We start from the raw sequence: 11,481 nt of genomic DNA, 5'->3' as shown, positions 1-11,481 counted from the left end.
GATCCTCTGGGAAATCCAGTTCGCCGCCCCCACTCATACAGAGCCCGCTGGACTTCGGTCCAGTGGGCTTTTTTCATTTACAGCGAGCGGACGTCCGCTCGCACGCACACACTCAGAGCGACCGCGTTCTGGTCGCGTCTCCTCGTCGTTCGAGAGTGGCAACGCTCTCGCAGCGCGGGGTGCCTCCGCTGGCACCTCGAATACGACGTGGGGGGAGTTCCGATACGAGCCAGTTAGTCGTTCGGTGCGAAACTCGACGAAATCGACAGACGAAGGCCCGATTTCGAACGCGTTGATTGGGGTGAAATTCAGCGAAAACCGGGGTTACGATTGTCCCCTTTTACCGTATCGGGGCCAGAAGGGAGGCTTGCATGCGCGGCAGCAAACACCTTACCGTAGTCATGGTCGTTGCGATGCTCGCCGTCGCGATGGTCCCCGGGACCGTCGGTGCAGCGAGTACCGATGCCCTCCATGTCGGCGTCACGCAGGACGCCGGCACGGGCGACGCGACAGTGACCGTGACACGGAACGAGACGGCCGTCGAGAACGCGACGGTCGTCGTCGAATCGAGCGGTAACTACGCCGGGAACGGAACGTACGCGACAGGCGCGAACGGCACCGTCGACCTCCCCAACCCGCAGGAACGCGTGAACGCGACGTTCACCGTCACCGAGGGGAACAACACGACTAGCACGTCCGTCGTCCTCGTCCCGCTCGACGAGTCCCTCGACGTGTCCGTCGAGGCCGACGACGCCAACGACACGGTAGTCGCCACCGTCACCCAGTACGGTGACGCCGTCGAAGGCGCGTCCGTCATGGTCAACGGGACCGACTACGCCGACAACGGGACGTACGAGACGGACGCGGACGGCACCGTCGAGGTCGCAGAGCCGACGACCACGACGAACCTGACGTTCGTCGCGATGGAGGGTGACCTCACCGCCGAGACGACGGTCGCAGTCGAGGGTGACGACCTCTCGGTCTCCGCCGAGGTTGACGACGCCAACGACACGGTCGTCGCTACCGTCACGCAGGACGGCGAACCCGTCGAGAACGCGTCGGTTCAGGTCAACGGGACCGACTACGCCGGGAACGGAACGTACGAGACGGACGCGAACGGCACCGTCGAAGTCGCGGAGCCGACGACCACGACGAACCTGACGTTCGTCGCGACCGCCGACGGCCTCACCGCCGAGACGACGGTCGCCGTCGAGACCGACGACCTCAACGTCTCCGTCTCGCAGGACGGAAACGAGTCGGTCACCATCACCGTGACCGAGGACGGCGAACCCGTCGAGAACGCGTCGGTCGCGGTCGACGGGAACTACACGGACGCGGGCGAGTACGAGACGGACGCGAACGGTACCGTCGACCTCATCTCGCCGCTGCAGACCGTCACGGTCGACGTGACCGCCGAGTACGACGGTCTCTCCGCCGAGACGACCGTCACCCTGCAGGGTGAGGTCGCCGCGGAAGACCCGTTCGGACAGCTCGTCAGCAGTTTCGTCGAGCGTCTCAAGGACACGGGCAGTGACGGTCCGCTCGGGCAGGCAGTCTCCGACTTCGTGACCGAGAACAACCCGGGTAACGCGGACGACAAGCGCCCGGACCACGCCGGTCCGAAGAACAGCGACGACGCTGACGACGACGGGGACGCCCCCGGGAACTCCGCCAACGCCAAGAACGGCAACGGTGGCGGCCCGCCGGACCACGCCAACAACGACAAGGTGAGCGACGAGGAAGACCAGGAGAGCGACGACGATGAGACCGAGACCGCGGACGACTCTTCGGACGACGATTCTTCGGACGACGACTCCTCGGATGACGACTCCTCGGATGACGACTCCTCGGATGACGACTCCTCGGACGACGACTCCTCGGACGACGACGAATCGAACGGCAACGGCAACGGCGGTGGCCCGCCGGACCACGCCAACAACTAACTAATCGGACACGGATTCCCCACGCATCGAGCGTGGGCTTGGGTTTCAGCCGTCCGCGTCCGGGCGGGTACTGTGGATCAGAGGCACCCCATCCCACTACGTCCCCGACCGTTTTGTCAGAGCCTGACGGTCGGGTTACTCACTCGCCCGACGCGATTTTTTCTATCGAAACGTCACCGAGCGCGCCGACGAGCGCCGGGTCGACGTCGAACCGTCGAACCGCGAGCCGTGCGCCCGCGACCACGAGGTCGTCGTCGACGCGGGCGGGCGCGCCGCTCGGATACCACGCCGAATCGTCGGACGCGCGGACGCTCGACCGGAGCGACTCGCGGAGGCGACGGTGTGCGAACAGCGTGGAGACGAACGCGAGCGACGCCGCGAGCGTCACGCCGCCGTCGTCGAACGCCGCGTCGGTCGCTTCCGTTCTGGCCGTTTCGAGCGCGCCGGCGACGGCCAGCGACTGCCGCGCGTGGTCGTCGTCGGTGAGCGCGCGGCTGAGCGCGGCGTCCTGAATCTCTCGAATCGCGGTCTCAGTCGTGGGTTCGGTCATCTGACGCTGAGTCGGGTCACGCCCCGTCGAGCGGCGGCACGCGGAGAGAGTGGTCGACGACGGTCTCGTCTGGGCGGAGCGTCACCGTGCCGAGGAATACCGTCTCGCCCTCGTCGGCGTTGGTCGCGACGGTCTGGAGCGTCGCCCGCTGGTCGAGTTGTTCCCACGTGACGCGTTCGACGAGGCGCTGAAACGCGTCGGGGTCGGTCCATCCGGAGTCGATGTCGGACGGGACGTTGACCACGAATCGGAGTTCGGTCTCGGTGACGTGGATGCCGACGCGGAACGTGTCCGCGTCGGTCGTGTCGCCCGGCGAGGGGTCGGTGGCCGCCGCGTCGGAGTCCGTGTTCGACGCGGGCGCGGGTTCGCTCGCCGTCTCGTCGGGGCTGGTCATGCCCGGCAGTCGGGGACCTGAAGACAAAGATGCACCGGACGTGAGCCGAAGGGACCGAACCCGGACGCGGAACGGCCGTCGGTTCGCGGGTGCAACTTTGCTCTCACCCGCCGCGAACTCGCCGACGCAGTCGCGTCCCCGGCGCTCGAACCCGGGAGTCGAGCGCGGGAAATCGTCCTCCTCGGCCCCGATAGCGTGTGAATTTCACGCACAGCGAGACGAACGTCGAACGGTTATTAGCGTTCGAGACACCAGTCCGACCAACGAATGAGTTACAAGATCGGTCTCGTCGGAAAACCGTCCGTCGGGAAGTCGAGTTTCTTCAACGCGGCGACGATGAACGACGTGCCCGAGGGCGCGTATCCGTTTACGACCATCGACCCCTCCATCGGCGAGGCGTACGTCCGCGTCGAGTGTGCGGCCCCGGAGTTCGACGAGTCGTGTACGCCTTCGGTCGGCTACTGCGACCACGGGATGCGGTTCGTTCCGGTCAAACTCGTCGACGTGGCGGGGCTCATCCCCGGCGCGCACGAGGGTAAGGGTCTCGGAAACCAGTTCCTCACCGACCTCAACGAGGCGGACGTGCTCGTCCACGTCGTCGACTTCTCCGGTGAGACGGACATCGAGGGCGAGGCGACGGAGGGCCACGACCCCCGCGAGGACATCGACTTCCTCGAAAACGAACTCGACATGTGGTACCTCGGCGTCTTAGAGAAGGGAATCGACCGCTACCGTTCGGGCTACCACGGCGAGGACAAGGACATCGAGGTCGACCTCGCGGAGCAGATGTCCGCGTTCAAGACGAACAAAGACGAGATCAAGCAGATAATCCTCTCGCTCGGCCTAGAGCTCGACCCCGACGAGTGGGACGACGCGGACAAGGAGTCGCTCGCTCGCGAGATTCGGAAGCGGACGAAGCCCATCATCATCGCGGCGAACAAGATGGACAAGCCCATCTCCCAGGAGAACTACGAGGAAATCACGGCTGATCCCGACTACGAGCACCTGACGTTCGTTCCGACCTCGGCGCACGCGGAGAAGGCGCTGAAGAAGGCCGCCGAGGGCGGCGTCGTCGACTACCGCCCCGGCGACGACGATTTCGATATCGTCGGCGACGTGAGCGACGAGCAGGAGGCGGGTCTCGAACAGATTCGCGGGTTCGTCACCGAGTTCGGCGGCACGGGCGTCCAGCAGTCGCTCGAAAACGCGCTGTTCGACGTGATGGGTGCCATCGCCATCTTCCCCGGGAGCGCGAACGGCAAGAGCGACTCGCAGGGCGTCTTCCGGGATTGCTTTATCCTCCCCGAGGGCTCGACGACCGAGGACTTCGCGTACCATCTGCACTCGGACATCGGCGACGGCCTCCTCCACGGCATCGACTGCCACTCGAAGCGGCAAATCGGGTCGGACCACGAACTCACACACCGCGACGTGGTCGAAATCGTCTCGACGAACTGACTCTCTCGGACGCCAACCGCAACACCGTTATATCCGTGGCTGTAGCACCCGGGTATGGGTGAGGCCGAAACGACGGCCGCGACACTCGACGTCGAGATTGGGGGACTCGGCGGCGAGGTGACGCTGGCCGACTTGTTCCCGTCGTCGTGGGTCGAGTCGCATTGTCAGGCTGCATCGATCAGTGAATTCCTCGAAGAGAGCGGGTTCGCGGTCGAAGATCAGGACTCCTTCGAGTCGATACCGCCCCACGAGTGGGACCGGTACGTCGAGTCGAACACCGAGTTCGACGACTGGCAGGGGATGCTCTCCGCCGGCGTCGAGCGCTACGTGCTCGAACAGGCGAGGGCCGGCGAACGGGCGGCCGATACGGCCGACGAGGTCGAAACGGTCGACGAGGTCGATACGACCGACGGAAGCGATTCGACGGATACCGAGGTGGAAGACTCCCTCGAAGCCGGCGTCTGAACGCGCGGGCTGAACCGGGAGACGTGGGGACTCCGGTTTGGGAGGGACTGCTTGCTATGCGCTGTCTTCGACGAGCGCCGCACCGCGTGCGAGCGCATCGTCCCACCAGTCACGTTCGCGAGCGTCGGCGACGGACAGCGGCGCATCGGGGTCGTCGGGTCGGTCGCCGAGGTCGAGACTCCACCACTCCACGTCGTGCCACGCGTCGCGTTTGTAGCCGACGCGCTCGAAGCGGCCGACGCGTTCGAACCCGAACGACTCGTGGAAGTCGATGCTCGCGGGGTTCGGCGTCGTGATGACGGCGACCGCGGAGACGTAGCCCTGTCGTTCGAGCAGGTCCAAAAGCGCCGTGTAGAGACCGCGAGCGACGCCGCGGCGCTGGAAGTCCGGGCGGACGTAAATCGATGTCTCGACGGTCCACTGGTAGGCGATGCGCTCTCGTAACGCGCCGGCGTAGGCGTAGCCGGCAACCTCGCCGTCGAGTTCGCAGACGAGCCACGGGTAGTCGGTCTTCTTCTCCAGTTTCGATTCGAGGTCCGCGACGCTCGGCGGGTCGTATGCGAACGAAATCGCGGTGTCTTGGACGAACGGCGCGTAAATCTCTCGTATCGCGGGGAGGTCGGACGGCGTCGCCGCGCGGAGGCGGACAGGGACAGTCATGACACAGGTGGAGTCGCGCGGAGAGAAAGAGGCGACGATGGCGGCGGGCCTCGCGGGTGCGGCCGGTCCTGCGTGCGAGGCGGTCTCGTGAGCGGGGGGCGCTCAGTCGCTCGTGGGTGCCGCGTCGAGGCCGTCGGCGACCGCCCGCGCCCGCTCGCGGATGTCGTCGGCGTCCGCGCGGACGTGTTCGCCCCCGTCGTAGAGCACGTCGCCGTCGACCATGGTGAACACCACGTCGTCGCCGTGGGCGGCGAACACGAGATGCGACAGCACGTCGTGGAGCGGCGTCGCTCGCGTGCGGTCGGTGTCGATGCCGACGATGTCGGCTTTCCACCCCTCGCGGAGTTCGCCGACGCGGTCGAAGCCGGCGGCCTTCGCGCCGTTTCGGGTCGCCATCTGGAAGACGGTTGCGGCGGGCGTGCTCGTCGGGTCGAGCGCGTCGACCTTCTGGAGGAGGCTGGCCTGCCGCATCTCGGTGAAGGGGTCGAGCGTGTTGTTACACGGCGGGCCGTCGTTGCCGAGCGCGACGTTGATGCCGCGGTCGAGGTAGTCCGGAACCGGCGCGATACCCGACGCGAGCTTCATGTTCGACGACGGGCAGTAGGTGACGTGCGTGCCGGTCTCGGCGAGCACCTCGCGCTCGGACTCGTCGGTGTGGACGCAGTGGGCCAGCACCACGTCGTCGCCGGTGATGCCGACTTCGTCGAGCCAGTGGATGTTGCGCATGCCCGTCTCCGCCTCGACGGTGGCGATTTCGTCGCGGTTCTCGCTCGCGTGGGTGTGGATGCGGACGCCGTCGTACCGGTCTGCGAGTTCGCGGACGCCCCGGAGACAGGCCTCCGAGCAGGTGACGGCGAACCGCGGCGTGACGGCGTACCGGATGCGGCCGTCGAAGCCGTCGTGATAGCGCTCGATGAGGCGCTCGGACTCGTCGAGGCCGGCGTCGGTGTCTTCCTGTAATCCCTCGGGGGCGTTCGTGTCCATGAGCACCTTCCCGATGCGCCCGCGGATGCCCATCTCGCCCGCGGCTTCGAACGCCTCTTCGGCGTGTCGGACAGAGAGGTGATCGACGACCGTCGTCGTCCCGGACTCGATGCATTCGAGGTAGCCGAGTTCGGCGGCGACGCGCATCCCCTCGGCGTCGAGGCCGGCCTCCATCGGGAGCACGTGGTCGAACAGCCAATCCAAGAGCTCGGTGTCGTCGGCGATGCCGCGGCCGAGCGACTGCACGGAGTGAACGTGCCCGCCGATGAGTCCGGGCGCGACGATACCGAACTCGCGTCGCTCGTGGTCGGGGTACGCGTCAACGAGGTCCGCGTGCGCTCCGACCGCGACGATGCGGTCGCCGTCGACGACGACGGCACCCTCTTCGATGATGGTGGCCGCGTCGGCGACCACCGTTCCCGCGAGTAACATCCTCGTGCGGGTAGACGACCGGTCGTGAAATAGGTGGTGACCCGGTCGCCGTCCGAGGTTGGTTGGAGTGAACGGTTGCGGTCGGTGGTGGAGCGGGGACGGTCGGAACCGTCCCCGCGAGCGAGCGGCCCGCGCGACCGTACGTTCTCGAATCGCGGGTGGACCCCGCGTCTGCCGTGTCGCACCGGTGTCCGCTCGCTGCGTCTTCCAGTCCGTGCCAAATATCCCTCACGATTTCGTTAGCACCTGCTAACTCCGGCCGGAGAGGTGGTGACGAAGACGAATATAGCCCGGAAGTGGCCTCGAAAACGACAGATGTCGGATTAGTACATGCTAAGTCGCTCCGCGACAGAACGAAGACCGAATGCGCGAGTTCGAATTCGTCGTTCGCTTTTCCGAGGGGACCGACGAACTGATGGACCTGTTTTACGAGTACCCGAGCCTGCGGTCCCGGTCGTCGGTCTGTTCGTCCACCGAGGACGTGATGTGGCGGGTCGACCACGTCGTCGGCACGCCGGAGGCGCTGTCGGCGTTCGAGGGGGTGTTCACCGACGAGACGCGGTGCAACGAGTGCCTCGACGCCCCCGACTGTCACACCCACCGCGACTACCACGTCCTCGACCGCTCGGACAACTCGATGACCGTCTACACCTACCGCGAGGAGGTGAGCGACTGCCACTCGATTCCCCGGTACGTCCTCGAACACGTCGGTCCGGGCGTCATCTTCGAGTCGTCTCGCAGCGCGGGCGCGTATCGCTGGCGCATCCTCTACCCGGGCGACCACCCGCTCGGCGAACTGTACGAGACCATCGAGGCGCAACTCAGGGAAGGCCTGCAACTGGACGTCGAACATCTCACGAACGCCGGCAACTGGGACGCCGAGGCGCGCATCGCGGCCGACCTCTCGGCGGCCCACTGGGAGGCGCTCGAAACCGCCGTCGAACACGGCTACTACGAGCGCCCGCGGCAGGTGACCGTCGAGGACCTCAGCGGGGTGCTCGACGTGCCGCGCTCGACGGTCCAGTACCGGTTGCGAACCGCCGAAGACCTCGTGATGTCGCAACTCGGCGACCCGGAGGCGTAACCGGCGGCCGATGCCACTCCGTCGGTTCGAAGCCGGAACGACGACGGACGATAGCGGGAACGCTCGTCGGTCGAACCCTTCGTCGCATTTCGGAACCGAACACGCTCGCTGTCGCTCGCGGTTCGGGGATTGAGAGAAGTGCTCCGTCAGGGATTCGAACCCTGGTCATCACCGTGAGAGGGTGATATGATTGGCCGGACTACACCAACAGAGCACGTTGGTACATCCTTTCGTATTGCTCGTGATTGTAAAAGGTTGTCGCTTCAAATCGGGTGTGATACCGACTGCCGTGTTGCGATTAGACGACTCGCTCGCCCTCGCGGTACACCTGCCGGACCGTCCGCCACGCCCCCGCGTCCTCGCTCGGGTCGGCGTCGAGTACGACGAGGTCCGCGACGTAGCCCTCGGCGACTTTCCCCGCGTCGTCCAGTCCGAGGAGGTCCGCGCCGCCGACGGTCGCGGCTTCGAGGGCCTCGGCGGGCGACAGTCCGTACTCGACGAGCAGTTCCATCTCGCGGAGCGCGTTCTCGCCGTGGTCGTTGAACGGCGTGCCCGCGTCGGTTCCCATGGCGATTTTGACGCCGGCGTCGAGCGCGTGTTCCCACGCGACTTCGAAGCGCTCGGCGGCGTCTTCGGCCTTCGCGACCGCCTCCGGTGGGATGCCGGCCTCGACGCCCGCCTCGACGATCTCCCGAACCGCCGAGGCCGTCGGCACCCAGTACGTGCCGTGTTCGACCATGAGCGCCGCGGCCTCCTCGTCCATGAACATCCCGTGTTCGACGCTCGAAATCCCCGCGCGGGCGGCGTTCTTGATACCCGCCTCGCCGTGGGCGTGGGCCGCGGTCGGGACGCCCTTCGCGCTCGCGGCGTCGACGAGGGCGCGAATCTCCGCTTCCGTGAACTCGGGCGCGCCCGTGACCGCGCCGGTGGTGAGGACGCCGCCGGTCGCCATGCACTTCACCACGTCTGCGCCGCGTTTCAGCTGCTCTCGGGCGGCCTTGCGAACCTCGTTCGGGCCGTCGGCCTCCCGGCCGAACCAGTGGCCGTGGCCGCCGGTCATGGTGACGTTCTCCCCGGCGGCGAGGACGCGCGGCCCGTCGAGTTCGCCGTCGGCGACGGCGGCCTTCGCGCTCGTCGCGAGGTCGCCGGGCGAACCGAGGTCGCGGACGGTCGTGACGCCCGCTTCCAGCGTCTTCTGGAGGTTGGCCGCGGCCCGATAGCAGGCGCGTTCGACCGGTTCGGACTGGTAGGCGGCCACGTCGGGGCGGCCGTCCATCATGAGGTGCACGTGGGCGTCGACGAGCCCCGGCGCGACGACCGAACCCGAGAGGTTCCGCGTCTCGCCTTCTGTCTCGTCGCCGACGGACGCGATGCGCCCGGTCGACTCGTCTATCACCACGTTCGCCTCGCGGGCCCCGTCGGCGTCGACGACCCGCACGCCGGTCAGCGTGAACATGCCTCTCTCAACCGAGGCAGACGACGTAAAGCCGCGGGTGTCGGCGAGGTGGAACCGCCCGACTGCGGGGCGTTCGAACGCGACGTAAAAACTGACCGACTCACTCGGGGACGACGTCGCCGACGGTGACGACGTCGCCGACGGACAGCGTCTCGCCCCACGACGACTCCGGGACGGCGGTGTTGACCATGAGTCGGAAGTCGTGGTCGAACCAGTCGCCGCCGGACCACTCGGGGAGCGCCTCCCGGCGCTTCGTCATGAACGTCGTCCGGAAGTCGGGCGTCTCCTCGCCCGTGTCGGGGTCGCGGCTCGGGACGACACAGCGCTGGCAGGGGTTGACGCCCTCGAAGGCGACCCTTCCGACGCTGAACTCGACGACCCTCCCGCGCCGGTCGAACAGATGGTCCTCCCAGAACGGTTCGGTCGCGTCGAGGACGAGGTTCGGCCGGAGGCGACGGCGCATCTCGCCGCCGTCGACGCCGTCGAACCACGAGGCGACCGCGTCGAGCGTCCCCGTCGAGATGACCGTCGGCCCGCTGGCCTCGGTGTCGTCGGGGAACCCGCCGGCGGGGTCGCGGCGGAGTTCGACCGGGTAGCCGAAGTACTCAGAGAGCCAGCCGTCGGCCTCGTCTATCGGGCCGTCGTAGTCGTCCATCTCGGGGGCCGAGAGTTCGACCGTGCCGTCGGCGAGCGAGACGGCGCTTCGGATGCGGTGGACCGCCCGTTCGCGCTTCCCGTTGACGTACTCGCCGTCCTCGTCGAACATCGCGTACTCGCGGTCGCCGCGGAGCCCGCCGTTCTCGACGATGTCGGCGGCGTCGACGAACTCGGCGTCGAGCGACTTCACCGGATACACCGCGATGCGGTCGAGCGTCACGGCCGCCGCGCCGGCGGTCGTCGTCGCCGGCGAGCCGTCGTCAACCGGGCTCCCGTCTGTCATCTACTCCTCGCTTTCGCCCGTCTCGTCCGCGTCGTCGGACTCGGCGTCCGCGGTCGCGTCGGCGAACAGCTCGGCGATGGTCTCCTCGTCGACGATTTCGTAGCCCGCCTCGGAGACGGTGACGAGGTTCAGCTCGTCGCTTTCGATTTCGTCGTCGGCCGCGACGAGCGCCTCGACGGCGAGCGCGAGGCCGTCTTCGAGCGACAGGTCCTCGGCGTACCCGTCTTCGAGGGCGGCCTGTACGTCCTCGCGGTGGCCGCCGATGGCGACCGCCTTCCACTCCTGGGGCGTCCCGGACGGGTCGGTCGCAAAGAGGCGACCCGAGCCGTTCTCGACGCCGCCGATGAGGAGCGACGCGCCGTACGGGCGGGTGCCGCCGGACTGCGTGCTCTCTTGGATGTTGTCGGTGATTGTCTTCGTGAGCGTCTCGACGCCGATGGGCTCGCCGTAGCGCAGGTGCTCGCGCTGGGCGGTCGTCCGCGCGAAGTCGACGAGCTTCCGCGCGTCGGCGACGTGGCCGGCCGTGGCCGCGCCGAGCGCGTCGTCGAGCTTGTGCAGTTTCTCGATGCTTTCGGCTTCCATGAGGTCCGACGGGGTCGACCGGAGGGCCGCCAGCACGACGCCGTCGGCGGTGCGGACGCCGAGCACCGGCGCGCCGCGCTTGACGGCCTCGCGGGCGTACTCGACCTGATAGATGCGACCGTCGGGAGAGAAAAGCGACGTCCCGCGGTCGTAGGCCTGCTTGTCGTTTCGGTTCATCGTGCGACCTCCTCGCTCGCGTCGGCGGCGTTCGTCATTACTCTCTGGTCAGTCCCGGAGGCGGAAAAAGCCTCCACACCCGGCAGCGGTGTGGGGTTCACTCTCGAATCGGCGGCCGTCCCGCGAACGCACGGCGACTCGGAGGCGCAGTTCCCCGGAGCTACTCCTCTATCACGGCCGCGTCGGGCGCGTTCCGCTTGACGCTCTCGATGCCCTGTTTCGCCTTCTGCTTCGACGCGTATCCCTCGCCAGAATCGGCGAGGATATTCCCGTTGTCGTGGACGAGCCGCCATCGGTACTTGTCCGCCGCGTCGACGAACACCTCGAAGTGCGCCTTGCTCATACCGTGAAATTGC

Annotated in this window: 12 protein-coding genes and 1 tRNA gene; 4 read left to right on the top strand and 9 right to left on the bottom strand. The window is 67.2% G+C overall.

Translation table 11 applies throughout. The features are described from left to right. The first annotated feature begins 371 nt into the window (after window positions 1-371). Complete coding sequence (locus tag NDI65_RS08510; RefSeq protein WP_310893559.1) at window positions 372-1,943, top strand: hypothetical protein; 1,572 nt, start codon at window positions 372-374, stop codon at window positions 1,941-1,943. Between the two features lie 139 nt (window positions 1,944-2,082). Here the strand turns inward: NDI65_RS08510 and NDI65_RS08505 are convergent, their stop codons facing one another. Beyond that, window positions 2,083-2,493 (bottom strand): hypothetical protein, encoded by a 411-nt coding sequence (locus NDI65_RS08505; RefSeq protein ID WP_004969223.1) that lies wholly within the window; start codon window positions 2,491-2,493, stop codon window positions 2,083-2,085. A 16-nt stretch (window positions 2,494-2,509) separates the two neighbouring features. Beyond that, on the bottom strand, window positions 2,510-2,887 hold the full coding sequence (locus NDI65_RS08500; RefSeq protein WP_089777611.1) for a hypothetical protein: 378 nt from the start codon (window positions 2,885-2,887) through the stop codon (window positions 2,510-2,512). 267 nt (window positions 2,888-3,154) lie between these two features. Between NDI65_RS08500 and NDI65_RS08495 the strand changes: the two genes are divergently transcribed. After that, complete coding sequence (locus NDI65_RS08495) at window positions 3,155-4,345, top strand: redox-regulated ATPase YchF (RefSeq protein ID WP_089777610.1); 1,191 nt, start codon at window positions 3,155-3,157, stop codon at window positions 4,343-4,345. A 54-nt stretch (window positions 4,346-4,399) separates the two neighbouring features. Further along, the gene (locus NDI65_RS08490; RefSeq protein ID WP_042664393.1) at window positions 4,400-4,810 is read left to right on the top strand and encodes a hypothetical protein; all 411 of its coding nucleotides are present in this window, start codon (window positions 4,400-4,402) and stop codon (window positions 4,808-4,810) included. A 54-nt stretch (window positions 4,811-4,864) separates the two neighbouring features. On the opposite strand, the gene NDI65_RS08485 is transcribed toward NDI65_RS08490, so the two are convergent. Both NDI65_RS08485 and NDI65_RS08480 read right to left on the bottom strand, forming a co-directional pair. After that, entirely contained in the window at window positions 4,865-5,470 is a 606-nt protein-coding gene (locus NDI65_RS08485) for a GNAT family N-acetyltransferase (RefSeq protein ID WP_089777609.1), read from the bottom strand. 102 nt (window positions 5,471-5,572) lie between these two features. Beyond that, a complete protein-coding gene (locus NDI65_RS08480; protein WP_089777608.1) occupies window positions 5,573-6,886 on the bottom strand; it encodes a 5'-deoxyadenosine deaminase in 1,314 nt (437 codons plus the stop codon). Between the two features lie 364 nt (window positions 6,887-7,250). Between NDI65_RS08480 and NDI65_RS08475 the strand changes: the two genes are divergently transcribed. Further along, window positions 7,251-7,970: a helix-turn-helix domain-containing protein gene (locus NDI65_RS08475; protein WP_089777607.1), complete on the top strand. Its 720-nt coding sequence runs from the start codon at window positions 7,251-7,253 to the stop codon at window positions 7,968-7,970. Window positions 7,971-8,109: 139 nt separating this feature from the next. Here NDI65_RS08475 and NDI65_RS08470 read toward each other — a convergent pair. The 5 genes from NDI65_RS08470 to NDI65_RS08450 form a co-directional block, all read right to left on the bottom strand. Beyond that, window positions 8,110-8,184, bottom strand: a tRNA-Glu gene (locus tag NDI65_RS08470). Between the two features lie 84 nt (window positions 8,185-8,268). Next, the gene (locus NDI65_RS08465; RefSeq protein WP_089777606.1) at window positions 8,269-9,426 is read right to left on the bottom strand and encodes an amidohydrolase family protein; all 1,158 of its coding nucleotides are present in this window, start codon (window positions 9,424-9,426) and stop codon (window positions 8,269-8,271) included. A gap of 100 nt (window positions 9,427-9,526) precedes the next feature. Then, window positions 9,527-10,366 (bottom strand): MOSC N-terminal beta barrel domain-containing protein, encoded by an 840-nt coding sequence (locus NDI65_RS08460; RefSeq protein WP_089777605.1) that lies wholly within the window; start codon window positions 10,364-10,366, stop codon window positions 9,527-9,529. Further along, window positions 10,367-11,125, bottom strand: a complete 759-nt coding sequence (gene psmA2, locus NDI65_RS08455) for a proteasome subunit alpha (protein ID WP_089777604.1) — start codon at window positions 11,123-11,125, stop codon at window positions 10,367-10,369. 160 nt (window positions 11,126-11,285) lie between these two features. Further along, on the bottom strand, window positions 11,286-11,468 hold the full coding sequence (locus tag NDI65_RS08450) for an HVO_2922 family protein (protein WP_089777603.1): 183 nt from the start codon (window positions 11,466-11,468) through the stop codon (window positions 11,286-11,288). Window positions 11,469-11,481: the final 13 nt, after the last annotated feature.

Source organism: Haloferax sp. S2CR25 (genome assembly GCF_031624535.1).
GTDB lineage: Archaea > Halobacteriota > Halobacteria > Halobacteriales > Haloferacaceae > Haloferax > Haloferax massiliensis.
The sequence above is the reverse complement of the archived record's forward strand: the minus strand, read 5'-3'. Positions and strand labels throughout refer to the sequence as shown.